Consider the following 21,556-nt stretch of genomic DNA (forward strand, 5'->3'; position numbering starts at 1 on the left):
AGGCTCCTTATCTATGCCGCTAATGCTACGATCTGGTTATTTCAGGCGGTAGATAGCATTTCTGGCAATCACCTTTGCGTGAGGAGCACAAATGGACTTCAACGGCAGGTCAGGTGAAATGGATGTGTTCGTCACCGTGGCGCAGGAAGGCAGCCTGTCGGCCGCTGCGCGTGCATTGGGGCTGACACCCTCGGCGGTCAGTCGGATCATCGCGCGTACCGAACAGCGTCTTGGCACCCGGTTACTGTTGCGCACTACCCGAGCAATCACCTTCACCGCCGAGGGCGAGGCTTTTCTGCGCGGCGCCCGACGCATCTTGGCCGACATGGCGGAGGTCGAAGAAGCCATTGCCGACCAGGGCGTACCAAAAGGACGATTGCGGGTCAGCGCTGCCCTTGGCCATGGGCGGCAGGCCATCGTCCCCTTGGTGGCAGCATTCAGCGCCCGCTACCCGAAGATCGTCGTCGATCTCACCCTCGGCGACGAAGTGGTCGACATTCTTGGTGGCCAGGCCGACGTGGCGGTTCGCTTTGGTCATTTGCCTGATAGCCCGCTGACCGCGCGCCGGATCGGCGACAGCGGCCAGGTGGTGGTGGCATCGCCCGAGTATCTGCAGCGCAACGGTATTCCCCAAGAACCGGAAGACCTGCTGCTGCACAACTGCCTGCGCTTCAACTTCCGGCGGGCCGAACCCAACTGGCCGTTCATCCGCGACGCAAGAGAGTTTTCCTTGAAGGTCAGCGGCAATATCGAATGCAGCAGTGGTGAAGCGTTGGCACAATTCGCGCGAGTTGGTGCCGGCATTGCGCGTATCGGCGAGTTCAGCGTGAGCGAGGATCTGCAGCGCGGTGACCTGATACCGCTGCTTGAGGCTTGGAACCCCGGCGACAAGGAACCCATACATGCGGTGTTCGTAGGCGGCTCAACAATGCCGGCTCGGGTGCGGTTGTTTGTGGATTTCTTGCTGGAACATCATCGGATGTAAGCGCTGGCGTTACCCGGTCCTTGTAGGGACTCATGGTGCTGTTCGCATGAAGCAAGTAGTGGCCAACGCATCGTTGGGCGCGCTATCAATGCGGTGATGTGCTTGACTGCAATAGTCGGAAGCCATGGCATTGACGTCTAGTCTGCACGTCGTAAATGGCCAAGATTGGTCGAAGGCTTTTGGTGATAGGCCAGTTTGCGACCCATCACCGACGCTTACAAACGGACAAACTCTCTCACTGGACGGTGGGCGGCAATCGCCAGTATTATTTTTATCCCTTATTCGCACGGAACCCTTCGTGGACCCCAGCCCCGTTACACCCGCTCTCTGCTTCTTTCCTGAACAGGGGCCAGCGATCAAATGATCGAACCTATTCTTACCCTTATTCTTGGTGTCCTGGTCATTCTGGCGATTATTGCCGTGAACGGTTACTTCGTTGCGCAAGAATTTGCATACATGGCCGTCGACCGCACCAGGCTCGCAGCATTGGCAGCTGCTGGTAACGCGTCGGCCAAGCGCGCACTGGCTGTTACGCAGCGCACAAGCTTCATGCTCTCGGGGGCCCAGCTAGGCATTACCGTCACCGGACTGCTGGTTGGTTATGTCACAGAGCCTTTGGTTGGCGAATCGCTGGGCGTTTTGCTTGGAGGGGCGGGCATTCCGGCTGAAGCGAGAGTGGCCGTCGGCACAGGGCTGGCTTTGGTGGTCGCCACGATCATTCAGATGATCGTGGGCGAGCTTTATCCGAAAAACCTTGCTATTGCGAACCCTGAGCCACTGTCGCTCGGGCTTGCCCGCTCGACACTCTTTTATATGTCGGCCTTCGGCTGGCTAATCAGTTTCTTCGACAAGTCTGCCAACCTGCTTTTGAAGTTGCTGCGTATCGAGCCTATTCATGACCTTGACGTGAGCGCATCGGCTACCGATCTACCTCATATAATCGCTGACTCGCGCGACAGTGGTGATCTGCCGCGTGAGCTTTCGCTCATGATGGATCGCATCCTCGACTTCCCGCAACGCAACGTTGAACACGCGATGGTGCCCAGGTCACAAGTTGACTGGGTCGAGCCTGATACGACGCTCGAAGAGCTGCGAGGGCTAATGGCGCGTGCCCACTCCCGTTATCCAGTGATTGATGACGATGATGCACCTGTGGGCGTAGTACACCTCGCCGACGTGCTTGCACGTCTCGACTTGGGGCAAAGTAGCGAGACTGTTGCATCGTTGATGAGGCCTGCCAAGGTGCTGCCGACGCTGATGCTGCTGCCAGATGCTCTTGATCAGTTGGTTCAAACAACTAATCAGTTGGCCTGCGTCATTGATGAGTACGGCGGTTTCGCTGGGGTGCTAACAATTGAAGATCTCGCCATGGAAATCGTCGGAGAGATCACCGATGAGCATGATGCTGACGTCGGTGAAGCAATCGTGTCTGAGGGTGACGACACCTGGGCCATTGAAGGTGATGTTCACCTCGACGAGGTCAGGCGCGTCATCGGTCACGACCTGCCTCATGGTGATGTCGAAACTGTAGCCGGTATGCTTATCGCAGAGCTTGGCGCACTGCCAGTTGAAGGTGACACCGTCACTATTGAGCTGCCTATTGACCCCGCCCAATTAGTTTCCGACGAACCCGTGAGGTATCTACTTGAAGTCGATGTGCTGCGCATTGAGCGACACGTTCCGACTGAAGTTCGCGTACGGCTGCTCAAGGTGCCTATGGCGGAGGAAGACCAATGAATGATCCGCTGGTAGTCACGATAGCTACAGTCGCGCTCATCGCCCTGAGTGCCTTATTCGTCGTTATTGAGTTCGCTTTGCTCGGCGCTCGCCGACATCGCCTTGAAGAGTTGGCTGTCAATAGCCCGTCCGCTCGGGCCGCATTGCGCGGTATGAATGATTTGACCTTGATGCTTGCTGGTGCTCAGTTAGGCATCACGCTTTGTACTTTCGCCCTGGGTGCAGTAACCAAACCTGCAGTCGATTTTTGGCTCGGCCCAGTGTTCACGGCGTGGGGGTTGCCCGATTGGGCTGCTGGCGGTGCAGCGTTTGGACTCGCGCTTTTCCTGGTGACGTTCCTGCACCTAGTTGTCGGCGAGATGGCACCCAAGTCCTGGGCCATTGCACACCCTGAAAGATCCGCTCTTGCCATTGGCATGGTCTCGCGTATCTATATCTGGCCGCTGCGCTCGCTGCTGAGCTGGGTGAATCGAATCGCCAACCGCCTAGTGAAGGCCTCGGGTGTTGAACCAGTCGAAAGCGCCGCTGTTGGCGGTCAGGATATTGAAACCATCCGACAGCTTGTTGAGCATTCGGCGAAGGTCGGCACGCTGAAGCCTCAGTTGCAGCAGCAGATTTCAGGTTTGATCGACCTTGGCTCGTTGCCAGTCGAAGTTCTGATAGTCGAGGGTGAGGCACTGGTTCATGTTACTCGGGGTGCGACGGTGGCGGATGTTCGCACTGCGGCCATTGAGTCTGGGCATCTTCGTATTCTGGTGTTGGGCGCAGAGGGAATCCAGCCGTCGGTGGTTCACGTACGCGACACCTTGCTTGAGTCGGCGGCTCGACCGGCGCATGAGCTTGCGCGGGAAGCTTTTGTGCTCGACGCGAAAACCCCCGTCTATGAAGCGCTGACTCGCATGCGCAAGTCGAGTGTTCAGCTTGCTTTGATCGTGAGAGAGGGGCGCTTGCTCGGTGTTGTAACGCTGGCCGACATTCTAAAACGAGTGCTTCCGGTTGCCTCTAACTCATAGTCAGGGCGGTTAAAACACTTTGTCCAGTCGGATTGGGCGGGAGGGTTGTCGCTTAATTCGCCGCCGCGCCCGTTGCAGGCGCGGCTTGTAAGTGTTGCAGTGGGCGCCGCTTATTTAACCAGTTGGCGCCAGGATTTGAGGCTGGCAACGGCAATTGCCTGGGCTTTGCGTGCGCTCAGGCATTCTTCGTCTATGTCCCGATGGGCCAATTCACTGAGTTTGATCATTTCGCCATACAGGCGATCAACCTCGGCCACCTCAAGGGTGCTGCGCGCCAGACGCAACCATGCCAGCAGGCGTTCGATGCGGGGCAACTGCTCTGCAAGGTCTTCTGGTTGCTGTTGATAGCGCTTGAGTTGCAGGCTTGCGCCTTCTTCGGCGATCAAGGTTGGCAGCCAGTTGGCCAGTGGCGCCGCGCCTTGGCGATTACCGCGGTTGTTGCGTTCAACGGTCCAGCTACGCGCGAGTAACCAGCGCGACAGGTTCAGCGACAGTTGCCCCCAACGTGTGTTGTTGAGTTCCTCGACAAACTGCGCCGGGGCACTTGCGCGTGCGGCTTCATCCCACTGGCCCGCGTGTAGGCGTGGACGCCAGTCGTTTAGCAAGCTGTCGAGTATCTGGCGCAGGTCGCTGCTGCTTGAGCGTGGCGCCGCTTGGCCCAGGCTGCCGAGCAGGGCGCGCAGGTCAACCAGTTGTTCAAACCAGTCGTTGAGCAAGCGCCAATGACCGTTGAAGCGATATTGCTCAGCCAGACGCTGGCTGCTGGCGAGCAGGTGCCAGGCAATCGCACTAAAGGCATCATCAAGGCTCATTTCGCCGTTGAGCTCAGGGGCGGGCAAGCTCAGCGAGTAGCTGCTGGCATCGAATAAACGATAGCCGCGCTCGGCTTTGCTGATGTCGCAGGGCATCAAGGGCAGGTCTGCTGCCAGTTCGGCTGCCAGTTCGAGCAGTGCCTCTGGCTCGCCTTGGCGTAGTTCGAGTTCCAGCTCGCAAATTTCTTCTTCTTTACCGTCGGCAATCACTTTGCCGAGGTCCAGAGCGGCCTCGATCACCACTTTGCTTTTGCCCCGGCCCCAGGCGATATCGGCTTTCTGGCGAGTAAAGTCAGTGGTGAATATGGGTTTCAGCTGTTTTTTGTCGAGTTCAGCCAGAGCCGCTGGCCAGCAGCTGTCATCGAGCTTCTTAACATCAAGCTTGGCTTTGGGCAGGTGCCAGTCCCACTCATTGCGCTCTGAGAGGCCGGCTATACTTTGGCCGCGGGTCTTCAGTGTTTGAATAAATGTTTCACCATCGCGGCGCAGGCGCAAAGCGACTTTGGCTTGAGCCAGATCACGATCAGGGGTATCAAAATATTGATTTAATAGCTCGTGCTGCTCCCAGCCTGCTTTACTGCGCTTTTTCAGCAAGGGGTGAGCCCGCAGGGCTTCCAGGGTTTCGCGGCTGACGCGTAACTTAATTTCTGTTTCTTTGAGCATGATGGTGCGTTTTACGCCTAGTATAAATTTATGACAGTCCGATGACCGTGCTGGCGAGCATAAGGTGTGATCCGTATACTTGCCGCCTTCTTTAATCAGGGGTCCACCCTATGCCAATCAATCCGTTTGTAAGCCTGTTCGGTCGTTCACCCATCGGCCCTATGCAGCAACATATCGCCAAAGCCCACGAATGCGCGGCGAACCTTGTGCCTTTTTTCGAAGCCGTTATGGCTGAAGACTGGGACAAGGTAGAACAGGTACAACAGGAAATGGCGCGGCTTGAAAACGAAGCCGACAAGCTCAAAAAGAGCGTGCGCTTGCACTTGCCAAAAAACTTGTTCCTGCCGGTGCCCCGTTCGGATCTGCTTGAACTGCTCAGTGTACAGGACAAAATCGCTAACCGGGCCAAGGACATTGCAGGCTTGATGCTTGGCCGGCGTATGACCATTGCCACATCGCTGCAGCCCGAGATGCGTACTTATGTGCAGCGCTGTGTTGATGCCAGTGCTCAAGCGCTCAAAGCGATGAAAGAACTCGATTCGTTGCTTGAGGCCGGTTTCGGTGGTCGCGAGGCGACGCTGGTTGAGTCGATGGTCATGGAACTTGAAGAAATTGAGCGCGAAACAGACGTCATGCAAGTGTCTGTTCGTCGTGCGCTGTTCAAACTGGAAAAGGATCTTCCTGCGGTCGATGTGATGTTTCTATACAAGGTCATCGAATGGCTCGGCGATGTAGCCGACCGCGCTGAACGTGTAGGTAACCGACTGGAACAACTGCTGGCGCGCTAAGCGTTAGTACTCTTTCTAGGAATGACGGAAATTAATTTATGTCTTTGATTGCGGACTACGGCTTCGTGCTACTTGTCCTTGCCTGCCTTTTCGGTTTTTTCATGGCATGGGGCGTTGGTGCGAACGATGTTGCCAATGCCATGGGGACCTCGGTTGGCTCACGTGCCCTGACCATTAAACAAGCGATTTTCATCGCCATGATTTTCGAGTTCGCGGGCGCTTATCTGGCCGGTGGACAGGTTACTGAAACCATCAAAAGTGGGATCGTCGATGCCTCGATGATCAGCCCCGGGTTGATGGTGCTCGGGATGATGTCGGCATTGTTGGCAGCTGGAACCTGGCTGTTGGTGGCCTCGACCAAGGGCTGGCCGGTTTCGACGACGCACTCGATCGTCGGCGCGGTTATTGGTTTTGCCGCAGTAGGTGTGTCCTTTGATGCGGTGCATTGGTCTGGCGTGATGCCTATTGTGGCGAGCTGGGTGATTTCTCCGGTGTTGTCAGGTGTGGTCGCATTCGGCGTGTTCATGAGCGTACAGAAGCTGATCATCGACACTGATGAACCCTTTGCCAACGCCAAGCGCTTTGTACCGCTGTATATGTTCGCCACCGGATTTATGGTCTCGATCATGACCATGACCAAAGGTCTCAAGCACATCGGCCTGGACCTTACCGCGGGTGAAGGCTTTATGCTTTCGGTCGCTGTCGGCGCGGTGGTAATGATCTTGGGCATCATCTTGCTCAGCCGGATCAAAGTTGACGTTGAAGCCGATAAAGACTTCCACTTCGCCAGCGTTGAAAAAGTGTTTGCGGTATTGATGATTTTCACCGCCTGTTCGATGGCGTTCGCCCACGGCTCCAACGACGTTGCAAACGCCGTTGGCCCGCTGGCGGCAGTTGTTGGTGTGATTAACTCCGGTGGCGAAATGGTCGGTGCCAAAGCGGCTCTGCCAAGCTGGGTGCTGCTGCTGGGCGCGGTGGGTATCGTGATTGGTCTGGCGACCTACGGCTACAAAGTTATTGCCACCATCGGTAAGGAAATCACCGAACTGACGCCAAGCCGTGGCTTTGCCGCTGAGTTGGCGACTGCGACTACTGTGGTGGGGGCTTCGGCGATAGGCTTGCCGGTATCAACCACGCATACCTTGGTCGGTGCGGTACTGGGCGTTGGTATTGCCCGGGGCATTGGCGCATTGAACCTGGGCGTGATCGGCAAGATCTTCATGTCGTGGTTGATCACGCTGCCGGTTGGTGCTGCGTTGTCGATTTTCTTCTTCTACATCCTGCGCGCTATTTTCGGCGGGGCTTGATAGGACCCAGCCATTAATCCGCTAACCCGGGTTAATGGCTGATAAAAAACCGTATGGCCCGTAGGGTGCGACAACGCGAAGCTTGTCCACCATTGTTCAAACGGGATTAGCCATATAACGGTGGTTCGTGGGCTGGTCTTTTTTGCCGCATAAGCCTTGGCTTGTGCGGTGAAATCAACTCGGTGGTTTCATCTCGGTTAGCCTTGCCCCTATGATGGGGCTCGCAAGCGGAGACTGGCCATGAAACTACCCAGCTTTAAAGAGCAATTCGCCGCGCTGATTGCTGCGCCGTCGGTGAGCTGCACCCAAGCCCATTGGGATCAGACCAATAGGCCGGTGATCGAGTTGTTGTCGAGTTGGCTGGAAAGCCTTGGCTTTACCTGTGAGACGCAGGAAATCACCCCCGGTAAATTTAATCTGCTCGCCAGCTACGGTTCTGGCCCAGGCGGCTTGGTGCTGGCTGGACACAGCGACACCGTACCGTTTGACGCAGCTCTGTGGCAGACCGACCCGCTGAAACTGACAGAAATCGATGGCCGTTGGCTGGGGCTTGGCACGTGCGACATGAAAGGTTTTTTTGCGCTGATCATCGAGGCTGTGCAGCCCTTGCTCGATCAGCCGTTCAAGCAGCCTTTGTTGATCTTGGCCACCTGCGATGAAGAGAGCTCGATGTCGGGAGCCCGTGCCCTGGCCGATGCGGGTCGACCGCTTGGGCGCGCCGCTGTAATTGGGGAGCCGACAGGCTTGAAGCCGATTCGCATGCACAAAGGCATCATGATGGAGCGCATTGATATCCTCGGCCAGAGCGGTCACTCATCCGACCCAAGCCTGGGCCACAGCGCTCTTGAAGCCATGCAGGCGGTGATGGGCGAGCTGCAACAACTGCGCAAACAGTGGCAAGCCGAGTACCGCAACCCGCAATTCACTGTGCCGCAGCCCACGCTCAACCTGGGCTGCATCCACGGCGGCGATAACCCCAACCGCATATGCGGGCAATGCTCGCTGGAATTCGACCTGCGGCCGCTGCCCGGCATGCAGCCGGAAGCGTTGCGCGCGGCAATCAAGCAACGGCTAAAACCGTTAGCCGAGCAGCATCAGGTCAAAATTGATTACGCGCCGTTATTCCCCAGTGTGCCGCCATTCGAACAATCGGCTGATGCCGAACTGGTACGCTTGGCCGAACAACTAACCGGGCATCAAGCCGCAGCAGTAGCGTTTGGTACAGAAGCCCCTTATCTTCAACAGCTTGGCTGTGAGACGCTGGTGTTGGGCCCAGGTGATATTGATTGCGCTCACCAGCCGGGTGAGTTCTTGGAAATGTCACGTATTGAGCCGACAGTACGTCTGTTACGTGAGTTGATTAAAAGCTATTGTCTTAACCCATCCAGCGAGCAACCGAAGCCCTAGGAAACCGAGTTGCTGCTGTTGAACCTGTTTAGGAGGAGCGTACGCGTGACGAAGTCTCAACTGCGACGATAAAACGGCAAGGCTTTGCTTTTTCATCTGTCTGGCGCCGCAAACTTTATAGCGCGCCGTGTTCTGCGTCATGTACTCGACTCACAGGTTTTAGGGAATGCACGATTACGTCAATTGGTTGCGTCACGCTTCGCCTTATATCAACGCCCACCGGGACTGCACATTCGTTGTGATGCTGCCCGGCGACGGCGTTGCCCATGCAAATTTCGGCAATATCGTTCACGACTTGGTGCTGTTGCACAGCTTGGGCGTGCGCCTGGTGCTGGTCCACGGTTCGCGCCCGCAAATTGAAGCGCGGCTCAACGCACGTGGGCTGACGCCGCATTTTCATCGCGACCTGCGCATCACCGACAGCCCGACGCTGGAATGCGTGATTGATGCTGTGGGCCAGCTGCGCATTGCCATCGAGGCGCGCCTGTCGATGGACATGGCTGCCTCGCCGATGCAAGGCGCTCGCTTGCGCATTGCCAGCGGTAACTTCGTTACAGCGCGGCCGATTGGCGTAGTCGATGGCGTGGACTATCACCACACCGGCGAGGTTCGGCGTATCGACCGCAAAGGTATTGGTCGCTTGCTGGATGAGCGCAGCATTGTCCTGCTCTCGTCGCTGGGCTATTCACCGACTGGCGAGATCTTCAACCTGGCCTGTGAAGACGTTGCCACGCGCGCAGCTATTGATCTGTCAGCCGACAAGCTGATCCTGTACAGCCCGGAACAAGGCTTGCTCGATGAGAACGGCAAGCTGGTGCGTGAACTGTTGCCGCAGCAGGTACCGGCCTATGTGCAGCGCCTTGGCAGTAATTATCAGGCGGAGTTGCTCGATGCGGCCGCCCAGGCCTGCCGCGACGGTGTGCGGCGCACCCATATTGTCAGTTATATCGAAGACGGTGCGCTGCTCAATGAGCTGTTCACCCGTACAGGCAACGGCACCTTGGTTGCGCAAGAGCAGTTTGAGTCGATCCGTGAGGCGACCATTGAAGATGTCGGTGGCTTGATCGAGCTGATCAGCCCGCTGGAGGATCAGGGCATTCTGGTGCGGCGCTCGCGTGAAGTACTTGAGCGTGAAATCGAGCAGTTCAGTATCGTTGAGCGCGAAGGGCTGATCATCGCCTGCGCCGCGCTGTATCCCATTGCGGATTCCGATTACGGCGAGCTGGCGTGCCTGGCGGTCAATCCAGCCTATCGCCACGGCGGTCGCGGTGACGAGCTGCTTGAGCGCATTGAAGAGCGGGCGCGGGCCCTGGGTCTGAAAAACCTGATGGTGCTCACCACACGAACCGCCCACTGGTTCCGCGAGCGTGGCTTCAGCCCTAGCGGTGTCGAGCGTCTGCCAGCGGCAAGGGCGTCGCTGTATAACTTCCAGCGCAATTCCAAGGTGTTTGAAAAACCGCTGTGAGGCTGTGTTGGTTAGCGGTTGGAGTGGTGGATGGATAAAGCGTCATCCACCCATGCGTGTAGGGTGGGCAACGCGCAGCTTGCCCACCGATGTCCAAGCCATCACTGGTGCCGGGTTACTTCTGTGATGGCTGCTCTGGTAAAAACCAGTTAAGCAACAGCGCACTGATACCGCCGGTGGCCACGCCAGACTCCAGCACATTGCGCAGCGCCGCAGGCATGTGCGCAAGAAACTCCGGTACTTGCGAAACGCCCAATCCCAGCGCCAGCGACACCGAAATAATCAACAGGGCGCGGCGGTCAAGCTGAATGCTGGCGAGAATGTTGATCCCCGAAGCCGCCACTGCGCCAAACATCACCAAGGCGGCACCGCCCAATACTGGCTCCGGTACGGCTTGAATCACCCCCGCAACGCTGGGGAACAGGCCAAGCAGGATCAACATCGCGGCAATCCAAAGACCGACATGCCGGCTGGCCACGCCGGTAAGTTGGATCACACCGTTGTTCTGCGCAAACACCGAGCTGGGGAAGGTGTTGAATACGCCCGCCAACAACGAGTTGGCACCATTGACCAATACACCACCCTTGATGCGTTGCATCCATTGCGGGCCGTCCACCGGTTTGCCGGAAATCTTGCTGGTGGCCGTGATATCACCAATGGCTTCGAGCGAAGTCACCAGATAAATCACCAGCATCGGAATAAACAATGACCAGGAAAAGCCCAGGCCAAAATGCAGCGGGACCGGCAGTTGAAACGCAGCTGCCTGATGCATGCCGCTAAAGTCCAGGCGACCCATAGAGGCCGCCATTGCGTAACCGGCGGCCAAGGCGATCACAATCGCGCAACTGCGCATCCACACAACCGGAATGCGGTTGAGTATTACGATGATCGCCAACACGGTGCCCGACAGCATCAGGTTCTCGGCATTGGCGAAGGTGCCATTGCCCATCGCGGTAAAGCCGCCGCCCATGCTGATCAAGCCAACCTTGATCAGCGTCAGGCCAATCATCAGCACCACGATGCCGGTCACCAGCGGCGTAATCAGGCGTTTAACAAAGGGCAGGATGCGCGACACGCCCATCTCCACAAATGAACCGGCGATTACCACACCGAAAATCGCCGCCATCACCGCTTCTACCGGCGTGCCTTGCTTGACCATCAATGCGCCGCCTGCAATCAGCGGCCCGACGAAGTTGAAGCTGGTGCCTTGCACGATCAGCAAGCCAGCGCCAAAGGGGCCGAAGCGTTTGCATTGGACAAAGGTGGCAATTCCGGAGATCACCAGTGACATCGACACAATCAGGTTGGTGTCGCGTGCCGACACACCCAGCGCCTGGCAAATCAACAGGCCGGGAGTGACGATGGGAACGATGATTGCCAGCAAGTGCTGGAGCGCCGCGACCAAGGCGATAAACGGCTTGGGCCGGGCGTCGGGGCCATACACCAGTTCGCTTTGAGTTGGCTCAGGTAGGGGAGAATCTGCTAGGGAAGTCATACAACCGTCCGCCAAAAAGCCGCGATTCTACAGAATTGTGCTTGGGCGGACGATGCTTGGCTGACCTGAGGTCAGCCGTGGCTTGTTCAACGCTGTGGATAAAATGACGGAAGCCGCTATTAAAGCGGCTTCCGGTATGGCTTAGGGCACTAGCTTGTCGAGCAATTCCTTGTCGCGCACTGCACCTTTGTCGGCGCTGGTGGCGAGCAGGGCGTAGGCCCTGAGCGCCGTGGTCACTTTGCGCGTGCGTGGCGCTACTGGTTTCCAGCCTTTTTTGTCTTGCTCGGCGCGGCGTGCGGCCAGTTCCTCATCGCTGATCAACAGGTTGATGCTGCGCTGGTGGATATCGATAAGGATCTTATCGCCTTCCTCAACCAAGCCAATCGCGCCACCGGCAGCGGCTTCTGGCGAAGCGTGACCGATGGACAAACCGGAGGTACCACCCGAGAAACGACCGTCGGTGAGCAATGCGCAGGCTTTACCCAGACCTTTGGATTTCAGGTAGCTGGTTGGGTAAAGCATTTCCTGCATACCCGGGCCACCTTTCGGGCCTTCGTAGCGGATGATAACGATGTCGCCTTCCTTGACTTCGTCATTGAGGATGCCCTTTACCGCGCTGTCCTGGCTTTCGAAGATTTTGGCGCTGCCTTCAAACACGTGGATCGACTCATCGACGCCTGCGGTTTTTACCACGCAACCATCCAGTGCGATGTTGCCGTACAGCACCGCCAGGCCGCCTTCCTGTGAATAAGCGTTGGCTACGCTGCGGATGCAGCCGTTGGCGCGGTCGTCATCCACGGTGTCCCAGCGGGTCGACTGGCTGAATGCAGTTTGCGTTGGGATGCCAGCAGGGCCTGCGCGGAAGAAGGTGTGCACTGCTTCATCTTGGGTCTGGGTGATGTCCCATTGGGCGATCGCCTCAGCCATGTTCGGGCTATGGATGGTCGATACATCGGTGTGCAGCAGGCCGCCACGTGCCAGTTCACCGAGGATCGAGAATATCCCGCCGGCACGGTGTACGTCTTCCATGTGATATTTTTGAATGTTCGGCGCCACTTTGCACAACTGCGGGATCTTGCGTGACAGGCGGTCGATGTCGCGCAGGTCGAAGGCAATTTCGCCTTCTTGCGCAGCGGCCAGCAAGTGCAGGATGGTGTTGGTCGAGCCGCCCATGGCGATGTCCAGGCTCATAGCGTTTTCGAACGCCTTGAAGTTGGCAACGTTGCGCGGCAGCACCGAGTCGTCGTTCTCGCCGTAATAGCGTTGGCACAGTTCAACTGCCAAACGACCGGCGCGCAGGAACAGTTGCTCACGGTCAGAGTGAGTGGCCAGGGTCGAGCCGTTGCCGGGCAATGCCAGACCCAGCGCTTCCATCAGGCAGTTCATCGAGTTGGCGGTAAACATGCCCGAGCAGCTGCCGCATGTTGGGCAGGCGCTGCGCTCGTATTCGGCAACTTTTTCATCCGATGCGCTTTCGTCAGCGGCAATCACCATGGCGTCAACCAAGTCCAGACCGTGGCTGGCGAGCTTGGTTTTGCCCGCTTCCATCGGCCCACCCGAGACGAATACCACCGGGATGTTCAGGCGCAACGCGGCCATCAGCATGCCGGGGGTGATTTTGTCGCAGTTGGATATACAGACAATGGCGTCGGCGCAGTGGGCGTTGACCATATATTCAACCGAGTCGGCGATGATCTCGCGGCTTGGTAGCGAATACAGCATGCCGTCGTGGCCCATGGCAATGCCGTCATCGACTGCGATGGTGTTGAATTCCTTCGCCACGCCGCCAGCTTTTTCGATCTCGCGGGCGACCAGTTGGCCCATGTCCTTGAGGTGGACGTGGCCAGGTACGAACTGGGTGAAGGAGTTGGCGATGGCAATAATCGGCTTCTTGAAATCCTCATCCTTCATGCCAGTGGCACGCCATAGGGCACGGGCGCCAGCCATGTTGCGGCCGTGGGTGGAGGTTTTCGAGCGATAATCAGGCATGACGGGTTCCTGCAGCTAATAACGGTTGGCGGGAGCCTGTAAAAACAACTGTGGCGGGTAACGCAGTGGTTTTTACAAGCGCCCTTAAATACGTAGAGTGAGCCGGGTTCAGGCACAACGCAAACGGAAATGTCCGGGGGTTGGCTTGAGGTCACTTGCGGCACAGGGTTAGCGCGGCAGCGACCAGCTCCGCCGAGGTGTGGCAGGAGACTTCTGATTCTAATCCCTGCAAGCGGTTTGGCGAAAGGGTTGTGGCGACTTACGGACGGGTTGTTTGGCGCTTTATTGATGGTTTGCTCGCCGCTTTACTGATGGCTTAATCCTGCAATTAAGCCTCGACCCCACGCAAACGGGCTGAGCGTCGGCGTAGCAGTTCGATGGTCACCAACATGATGATCGACAGGATGATCAGCAGCGTGGCAATCGCCAGAATGCTCGGGTTGATCTGCTCGCGCAGGCCCGAAAACATTTGCCGGGGGATGGTGCGCTGCTGAGGCCCGGCCATGAACAGGATCACCACCACTTCGTCGAACGAGGTGATAAAGGCGAACAGTGCACCGGAAATAACGCCGGGGCGAATCAGCGGCATGATGATGTCCCAGAACACTCTCACCGGTCGCGCGCCCAGATTTAACCCGGCGCGCACCAATGAATAGTCGAAGCCCGCCAATGTCGCCGTCACGGTGATGATGACAAAGGGTGTACCGAGCGCAGCGTGGGCCAGAATCACTCCAAGATAATTGCCCGCCAAGCCTAGGTCCGAGTAGAAGAAGAACATGCCTGCGGCGGTGATGATCAGCGGCACGATCATCGGTGACAGCAGCAAAGCAGTAATCAAGCGCCGTGCAGGCATATCGTCGCGTGCCAGCCCGACTGCGGCGCAGGTGCCCAAAACCGTGGCGATAATCGTTGCGCAGATGCCGATAAAGAAGCTGTTCTGGATCGCCAGAATCCACTTCGGATCACTGAAAATCGCACTGTACCAGCGTAGCGAGTACGCCTCGGGTTGGAACGTCAGCATGCCCTTGGTAAAGCTAAAGAAAGGTTCGGTGTTAAACGACAGCGGAATGATCACCAGAATCGGCATGATCAGGAAAAACAGCACCAACCACGAGGTGCTTTTGAGCAGCCATGAGCCAAGTCGATACCAGAAACCGAAATATGCAGGAGTCTTGGCCATGGTCTAACCCAACTTGATATTGCTGGCGCCGACAAAACGGTCGTACAGCCAGTAGAGCAAAAGAATCAGCGCGAGTAGCAGTGAGCCCAGCGCAGCGGCCAGCTCCCAGTTGTTCGAGCGCTGCATGTGGAAAGCGATGATGTTGCTGATCATCTGGCCGTCGGTGCCACCGACCAGCGCCGGGGTGATGTAGTAACCCACTGAGATGATGAAGACCAGCAAGGCGCCAGCGCTAAGGCCGGGCAGGGTCATGGGAAAGTAAATCTTGGCGAACGCCGGGATCGGTTTATCTCCCAGCGACAAGGCGGCGCGCATGTAGCTAAGGTCAATGCCACGCATCACGCTGTAGAGGGGCAGAATCATGAATGGCAACAGAATGTGGGTCATCGCGACCACGGTGGCGAACGAGGTATAGAGCATCTCGAACGGCTCATTGGTTAGTCCGACGCCCATCAGGAATGAGTTGATCACGCCATTAGTCTGCAACAGCGCAATCCATGCAGTCGTGCGCACCAGTAATGATGTCCAGAATGGCAGCAGTACCAACACCAGCAGCAGGTTTGCGCGGTTCTCCGAGAGCCCGGCCAGATAGTAGGAAAGCGGATAACCAAGTGCGGCGCAGAGCAGGGTGATCACCAGCGCCATGGTCAGCGTTTTGCTGTAAAGCTGCAGGTAAATCTGAGTTTCTTCGCGCACTTGAATACCCGTGTCGGGTTTCAGCTCAAGGTCGAGCGCAGTCAGGTAATAGTCGTAGGTGTACTTCTCACCAGCGCGTTGGATGGCGTACCAAAGATCGGTGCGTTGCCACTTGGGGTTGGCGGCAAGCAAGGTTTCGGCGCCTTTTTCGCTGAGGTCATTGCCTTTAAGTCGGCTGACTTTACGCGCTGTGGATTTAACCACGCTAGACATGCCCGCGTAGGCACGGTTGATCTCTTCAGCGAGCTTGCCCGACAGGCGTTCTTTGGCCAGGCCATTAAGCTCGACTGCAAAAATTTGCAGGGTTTGTTGCTCGGGTACGGCTTTGCCGTCCCAGTCCTTCAGCGCAATCAGGGTGTGCGGAATCAGCTCGGCCACTGTTGGGTGATGAACGCTGCGCCAGAGCATGCTGGCGATGGGGGCAACGAAGGTCAGTAATATAAACACCAGCAGTGGCACCACAAACATAAACGCGGTGAGACGTTTTTTGCGTTGCGCGCTGGCTGCTTGTCTGGCTTCAGTGGTGGTTAACGATGACAAGCGTGAACTCCGTAGATCTGGGGGCAGTCGTAAATCCAGCTGAGCGACTTAGCTGTCGCCCAACTGGTGGCGGTAAATTACTTGAGCAACCACTCGTTGAACTTCTCACCGAGCGACTCACCGTAGTCTGCCCAGAACTCAGAACCGGCACGGATACCTTCATCGAGGTGCGCAGTTGGCAGGTGCGGCGCTGCGGCAGGGTCCATCATCGGTGTTGAAGACTTACGGGTTGGGCCGTAAGCCACGTCACTCATACCCGCCAGTGGCTTGGATTGGGTGGCGTAAGCGATGAACTTGAATGCCAGGTCTTTCTTCGGCGAGCCTTTCAGCACTGCCCAAGCGTCGAGGTCATACACATGGCCGTTCCAGACGATAACGAAAGGTTTGCCTTCCTTGCGGATCGAGTCATAGAAGCGACCGTTAGCCGATTGCACCAACACCGCACCGCCATCATTCAGCAGTTGTGGCGCTTGCGACCAGGAGTCAAACCAGACGATGTCTTTCTTGATGGTGTCGAGCTTTTTGAAAGCGCGTTCCTGACCTTCAGGAGTTGCCAGAACTTCATAGACATCTTTAGGAGCAACGCCGTCAGCCAGCAATGCCCATTCCATATTTACCTGCGGACGTTTACGCATGGCGCGCTTGCCCGGGATTTTTGCAATGTCGAAGAAGTCGCCAATGCTGCTCGCCTTGGTGTCGCCAATGGTTTTTTCGTTGTAGGCAAACACCACCGACCATACGATGTTGCCGATCGCACATTCGCTGGACAGGGCATCCGGGATGAAGTCTTCTTCAGCCGGTGTGCCGTCTACGCCTGCTGGCAGGATGTCACGCGGGATGGTTTCCAGCAGACCTTCGGAGCAGGCGCGCTCAAGGTCGATTACTTCAACGTCGACCACGTCCCACTGAATGTTGCCGGACTCAACCTGAGCCTTCATTTCGGCCACACCGCCGGAGTAATCCTCGAACAGTACCTTGACGCCGGTATCCTTTTGGAACGGATCAATCATGTGGTTCTTTTGTGCTGCGCCGTAAGCGCCGCCCCAGGACACAACAGTCAAACTGTCTTCAGCGTGCGCGCCAAACGACGCCAAGCCCAAGGCAGCCGTAAGAGTGAAAGCGGAAATACTGGTGCATAGTGATCTAGCCATATCCGTGCTCCATTGCCTGTTTTTATGTGTGTTGCAAAGCTGCTTTGGGGAGTCTGCTAAAACCACTGCGCCCCCTTCACCGCTACCGAAGCTGTGTCGTTTTACCTAAGCTGTCTGTGGCGCAGGCCGGTCAAGCGCCTGACTGTCTTGAGCAAGCCAGGCCAAGGCGACTTCATCTTTGGCGCTGAATTGCGGAGCTGAACTGTCGTTCAGGTTCTTGACCACCAACTCAGTGCCATCTGCGGCTTCGAACTGGTAGCGAATGTATTCGCCGACATAGTGGCGAGCGACGAAGCGGGCCTTGATCTGGTTGCCTGTGGTGCCAAGGCGATCAGTAAAGGTCAGCTTCTCGGGACGTACTGAAATGGTTGTTGGCGCGCCAACCTCTGTGCAGTTGGCCTTCAGGCAACTGACTTGTGCGCCGTCTTCAAGGCGTACGGTGACGGTGTCGGCCTCGACTGAGGCAATGGTGCCTTTAAGCGTGTTGCTCTCGCCGATAAAGCCCGCAACGAACAGATTGGCCGGGCGCTCATAGAGCACATGTGGCGCAGCACACTGCTGGACGATCCCGTTGTTGAATACTGCGATGCGGTCGCTCATGGTCAGCGCTTCAGTCTGATCATGGGTGACATAAATCACGGTGAAACCGAGCTGCTGGTGCAGGCGTTTGATTTCGAACTGCATTTGCTCGCGCAATTTTTTGTCGAGAGCGCCAAGCGGCTCATCCATCAGCACGATATCCGGGGCGAAAATCAGCGCTCGGGCTAAGGCCACACGCTGGCGCTGGCCGCCAGAAAGTTGGCCGGGATGCCGATTGCCAAAGTCTTGCAACTCAACCAGCGCCAGGTATTCATCGACCTTGGCGTTGATTTCATCCTTACCCATTTTGCGAACCTTTAACGGGTACGCCAAATTTTCGCGCAGAGTTAAGTGTGGAAACAGGGCGTATTGCTGGAAGACCATGCCGATGTTGCGCTGGTAAGGCGCAATACTGGTCACTGAGCGGCCATTGATGAGGATTTCGCCGCTGGTCACATCTTCGAAACCGGCGAGCATCATTAAACAGGTGGTTTTGCCCGAGCCTGATGGGCCGAGCAGGGTGATAAATTCGCCCTTCGCTACATCTAGGTTGAAGTCTTTGACCACAAGGCTCTTGTGGTCATAAGTCTTTTTTACATTGGTGAATTGCAGGAACGGTTTGTCCCCAGCTTGGTCAGCCATACATCTCCCCGCCCGAAAACAAAAAACAAGCACCGGCTCATGACCAGTACTTGTATATTTTTTACCAGCAGTAGCGCCTGCTCATCTGCGATCTGCTGTTATTGACTCGCTTATGCACAGATCAAAGCAATTACTACGCCAAGCAAATCAGATGGCCCATTTGAAGCGTCGCTTTATCAGTAAAGGCTAGTCGCATCTTGGCTTTTGGCCATTATGGTGTGGAAAGTTGTAACAGTTTCCGAGCATAAAATTAGTGGCAGGCACCCATCTACTCGCACGGTATTAGTGCGTGGTTGCTTTGGGTGTAGTTGGGGCGGGAGGTTTTGGCGAGTGAGCAGCTCTGCCACATTCATTGGTCGTGAATGTGGCAGGTACATCGAGGATTAGCTGTTTGGCAGCAACCGGCAAGTCAGGCTCTTGATATAGCGAGTCTCAACGATGGCTGGATGCACCGGGTGATCAGGACCTTGCGCTCCGCGCTCAAGCAGCTGGATATTGCGATCCAGGTGGCGGGCGCTGGTCAGCAAGATGTTCTGCAAGTCATCTTCGGGCAGGTGCATGGAGCACGAGGCACTGACCAAAATTCCGTCTTTATTGAGCAGGCGCATGGCCTGTTCATTGAGGCGGCGGTAAGCGGCTTCACCGTTCTTCATGTCTTTTTTGCGTTTGATGAATGCAGGAGGATCAACAATCACTACATCGAAGCGCTCTTCGGCTGACTTCAATTCCTTGAGCGCGGCGAAGGCATCGCCTTCAACGCAGATCACTTGTTCAGACAGACCATTAAGCGTGGCATTACGCTCAACGCCGTCCAAGGCGAAGCTTGAAGCATCGACACACATGACTTCAGTGGCACCAAATGCAGCGGCTTGTACGCCCCAGCCGCCGATGTAGCTGAACAGGTCCAGCACGCGCTTGCCTTTTACATACGGTGCCAAGCGAGCACGGTTCATGCGGTGATCATAGAACCAGCCAGTTTTTTGCCCTTCGATGACCGGCGCCTCGAACTTAACGCCGTTTTCTTCCAGCGCTACCCATTCAGGCACTACGCCAAAGGCGGTGTCGACATAACGCTCAAGGCCTTCGGCGTCGCGTGCGGCAGAATCATTCTTGAGCAAGATACCGCTGGGTTTGACCACCTGAATCAGTGCGGCGAGCACATCATCCTTGTGTCGTTCCATAGTCGCGGATGCCAATTGCACGACCAGAATGTCGAAAAAGCGGTCAACGACCAAGCCTGGCAACAGATCAGAGTCGCCGTAGATCAGGCGGTAGCAAGGCTTGTCGAACAGTCGCTCGCGCAGGCTCAATGCCACGTTGATGCGATGCACCAGTAACGACTTGTCCAGCACATGCTTGACGTCACGCGACAGCAGGCGCGCGCAGATCAGGTTGTTCGGGCTGAGCGCGACAACTCCAAGCGGCTTACCGCCTGCGGCCTCAAGAATGGCTTGATCACCGGCTGCAAAACTGTTGAGTGGCGTGGCGGCGACATCAATTTCGTTGCTGTAGACCCAAAGATGGCCGGCGCGCAGGCGTCGGTCGGCATTGGCTTTCAGGCGCAGGCTGGGCAGGGACATTGGGTGCTCTCCGAAAAAAGAGCGAAATTATAGCGCAGCGCAGACTTCTTAGGGCCGTGCTTGCTGGTTTTAGCGACAGGATAATGTGAAAATTAATCGCTGAAATATCTACCGAATTGGCGAACTATGCCTGAACTCCCAGAAGTCGAAACCACCCGTCGCGGCATTGCGCCTCATTTAGTTGGCCAACGTATCAGCCGGGTGATTGTGCGTGACCGACGCTTGCGTTGGCCGATCCCGGAAGACCTCGATATTCTGGTCTCGGGCCAGCGTATTGAGTGCGTCGAGCGCCGCGCCAAGTATTTGCTGATCAAGCTCGAAACCGGCAGTTTGATTAGCCACTTGGGCATGTCTGGCAATTTGCGGTTAGTGCCATGTGGCACGCCTGCGGCCAAGCACGAGCATGTCGATATTGAGTTGGAGTCGGGCATGGCGCTGCGCTACACCGACCCGCGTCGTTTTGGTGCGCTGCTCTGGAGTAACATGCCACTTGAGCATGTTCTGCTGAGCAAACTGGGGCCCGAGCCGCTGACTGATGCGTTTTCTGGTGAGCGACTGTATGAAAAGTCACGGGGGCGCTCGATGGCGGTCAAGCCCTTCATCATGGATAACGCGGTGGTAGTCGGCGTGGGGAACATTTATGCGACCGAAGCACTGTTTGCCGCCGGAATTGACCCACGTCGCGAAGCCGGCAGTATTTCCAAGGCGCGTTACGCCAAGCTGGCGGTGGAGATTAAACGCATCCTCGCCCATGCCATCGAACGTGGCGGCACCACCTTGCGCGATTTCATCGGCGGTGATGGCCAGCCCGGTTACTTCCAGCAAGAGCTGTTCGCTTATGGTCGCGGCGGTGAGTTTTGCAAGGTCTGCGGCAGTACATTGCGTGAGCTCAAACTGGGGCAGCGGGCCAGTGTTTATTGCTCTCATTGCCAGCGCTAACTGGCGCTTGCCGACTTTTCAGAGGCGACTGAGCGTGGCTAAAGAGTGATGCAGTCTGCGTTCTAGTCAGTTCAACGGTGCTTGTTCACGGATATTGAAGCTAATCACGCTGACAATTGGCGTAGCGCTGATATAGTTATAAGCACTGACTCTGTATCGTTGAAGGATTACTCCATGAATCTGTTTCGCTCGATCGCTGTTGTCCTGGCGCTTTCCTCTGGCCTGCTGGCACTACCGGCGTCGGCTGAAGTGGTTCAGGAAGACGTCAATACCAGCGGTGACCCGATCTACACCGCCAACGCCCCCAAAGCATATTCGATGATTGGCGATCTGCTGATCGCACGCCCACTGCTGATTGGTGCGACCATCATTGGTACGGCTGCATTTATCGTCAGCCTGCCATTTACCGCTCTCGGTGGTAATATTGACGAAGCCGCTACTGCGCTGATTCAAGAGCCGGGCCGCGAGGCTTTCCAGCGTTGCCTGGGTTGCACCAGCGTAGGTTACAAAGGCAATAATTGAGTTCTACGCAAAATAAAAACCGGCGATAAACGCCGGTTTTTTTGTGCCTGAAGTACGTAGGGTGGA

Annotated in this window: 17 protein-coding genes; 9 read left to right on the forward strand and 8 right to left on the reverse strand. The window is 56.6% G+C overall.

The window, feature by feature from the left end; all coding sequences use genetic code 11:
• The first annotated feature begins 91 nt into the window (after window positions 1-91).
• The 3 genes from ACN0UH_RS05140 to ACN0UH_RS05150 all read left to right on the forward strand — a co-directional run bounded on the left by ACN0UH_RS05140 (window position 92) and on the right by ACN0UH_RS05150 (window position 3,735).
• Window positions 92-985, forward strand: a complete 894-nt coding sequence (locus tag ACN0UH_RS05140; protein WP_417661036.1) for a LysR family transcriptional regulator — start codon at window positions 92-94, stop codon at window positions 983-985.
• Between the two features lie 360 nt (window positions 986-1,345).
• Complete coding sequence (locus ACN0UH_RS05145; RefSeq protein WP_417661037.1) at window positions 1,346-2,722, forward strand: hemolysin family protein; 1,377 nt, start codon at window positions 1,346-1,348, stop codon at window positions 2,720-2,722.
• A complete protein-coding gene (locus ACN0UH_RS05150; protein WP_417661038.1) occupies window positions 2,719-3,735 on the forward strand; it encodes a CNNM domain-containing protein in 1,017 nt (338 codons plus the stop codon). The genes ACN0UH_RS05145 and ACN0UH_RS05150 overlap by 4 nt, the downstream gene beginning before the upstream one ends.
• Window positions 3,736-3,845: 110 nt before the next feature.
• Here the strand turns inward: ACN0UH_RS05150 and ACN0UH_RS05155 are convergent, their stop codons facing one another.
• Window positions 3,846-5,210: an inorganic triphosphatase gene (locus tag ACN0UH_RS05155; RefSeq protein ID WP_417661039.1), complete on the reverse strand. Its 1,365-nt coding sequence runs from the start codon at window positions 5,208-5,210 to the stop codon at window positions 3,846-3,848.
• Between the two features lie 110 nt (window positions 5,211-5,320).
• On the opposite strand from ACN0UH_RS05155, the gene ACN0UH_RS05160 reads away from it, so the two are divergent.
• The 4 genes from ACN0UH_RS05160 (at window position 5,321) to argA (ending at window position 10,177) form a co-directional block, all read left to right on the forward strand.
• A complete protein-coding gene (locus ACN0UH_RS05160; protein ID WP_417661040.1) occupies window positions 5,321-5,998 on the forward strand; it encodes a TIGR00153 family protein in 678 nt (225 codons plus the stop codon).
• Between the two features lie 38 nt (window positions 5,999-6,036).
• Window positions 6,037-7,305 carry an inorganic phosphate transporter gene (locus tag ACN0UH_RS05165; protein ID WP_417661041.1) on the forward strand — a complete coding sequence of 423 codons (1,269 nt, stop codon included), beginning with the start codon at window positions 6,037-6,039 and terminating at the stop codon, window positions 7,303-7,305.
• 240 nt (window positions 7,306-7,545) lie between these two features.
• Complete coding sequence (argE, locus tag ACN0UH_RS05170) at window positions 7,546-8,712, forward strand: acetylornithine deacetylase (RefSeq protein WP_417661042.1); 1,167 nt, start codon at window positions 7,546-7,548, stop codon at window positions 8,710-8,712.
• Between the two features lie 166 nt (window positions 8,713-8,878).
• Window positions 8,879-10,177 (forward strand): amino-acid N-acetyltransferase, encoded by a 1,299-nt coding sequence (argA, locus tag ACN0UH_RS05175; RefSeq protein ID WP_339513973.1) that lies wholly within the window; start codon window positions 8,879-8,881, stop codon window positions 10,175-10,177.
• Window positions 10,178-10,292: 115 nt separating this feature from the next.
• On the opposite strand, the gene ACN0UH_RS05180 is transcribed toward argA, so the two are convergent.
• The 7 genes from ACN0UH_RS05180 to ACN0UH_RS05210 form a co-directional block, all read right to left on the reverse strand.
• Window positions 10,293-11,672 carry a uracil-xanthine permease family protein gene (locus ACN0UH_RS05180; RefSeq protein ID WP_339513975.1) on the reverse strand — a complete coding sequence of 460 codons (1,380 nt, stop codon included), beginning with the start codon at window positions 11,670-11,672 and terminating at the stop codon, window positions 10,293-10,295.
• A 141-nt stretch (window positions 11,673-11,813) separates the two neighbouring features.
• Window positions 11,814-13,661 (reverse strand): dihydroxy-acid dehydratase, encoded by a 1,848-nt coding sequence (ilvD, locus tag ACN0UH_RS05185; protein WP_417661043.1) that lies wholly within the window; start codon window positions 13,659-13,661, stop codon window positions 11,814-11,816.
• A 328-nt stretch (window positions 13,662-13,989) separates the two neighbouring features.
• Entirely contained in the window at window positions 13,990-14,841 is an 852-nt protein-coding gene (locus ACN0UH_RS05190) for an ABC transporter permease (protein WP_417661044.1), read from the reverse strand.
• A gap of 3 nt (window positions 14,842-14,844) precedes the next feature.
• The gene (locus ACN0UH_RS05195) at window positions 14,845-16,077 is read right to left on the reverse strand and encodes an ABC transporter permease (protein WP_417661045.1); all 1,233 of its coding nucleotides are present in this window, start codon (window positions 16,075-16,077) and stop codon (window positions 14,845-14,847) included.
• 77 nt (window positions 16,078-16,154) lie between these two features.
• Entirely contained in the window at window positions 16,155-17,228 is a 1,074-nt protein-coding gene (locus ACN0UH_RS05200; protein WP_417661046.1) for an ABC transporter substrate-binding protein, read from the reverse strand.
• A 105-nt stretch (window positions 17,229-17,333) separates the two neighbouring features.
• The gene (locus ACN0UH_RS05205; RefSeq protein ID WP_417661047.1) at window positions 17,334-18,449 is read right to left on the reverse strand and encodes an ABC transporter ATP-binding protein; all 1,116 of its coding nucleotides are present in this window, start codon (window positions 18,447-18,449) and stop codon (window positions 17,334-17,336) included.
• Between the two features lie 383 nt (window positions 18,450-18,832).
• On the reverse strand, window positions 18,833-20,029 hold the full coding sequence (locus ACN0UH_RS05210; protein ID WP_417661048.1) for a class I SAM-dependent rRNA methyltransferase: 1,197 nt from the start codon (window positions 20,027-20,029) through the stop codon (window positions 18,833-18,835).
• A gap of 126 nt (window positions 20,030-20,155) precedes the next feature.
• On the opposite strand from ACN0UH_RS05210, the gene mutM reads away from it, so the two are divergent.
• On the forward strand, window positions 20,156-20,968 hold the full coding sequence (mutM, locus tag ACN0UH_RS05215) for a bifunctional DNA-formamidopyrimidine glycosylase/DNA-(apurinic or apyrimidinic site) lyase (RefSeq protein ID WP_417661049.1): 813 nt from the start codon (window positions 20,156-20,158) through the stop codon (window positions 20,966-20,968).
• A 174-nt stretch (window positions 20,969-21,142) separates the two neighbouring features.
• Window positions 21,143-21,490, forward strand: a complete 348-nt coding sequence (locus ACN0UH_RS05220) for a multidrug transporter (RefSeq protein WP_339513991.1) — start codon at window positions 21,143-21,145, stop codon at window positions 21,488-21,490.
• Window positions 21,491-21,556: the final 66 nt, after the last annotated feature.

Origin of the sequence: Pseudomonas sp. (genome assembly GCF_048265905.1) — a bacterium.
Lineage (GTDB): Bacteria > Pseudomonadota > Gammaproteobacteria > Pseudomonadales > Pseudomonadaceae > Aquipseudomonas.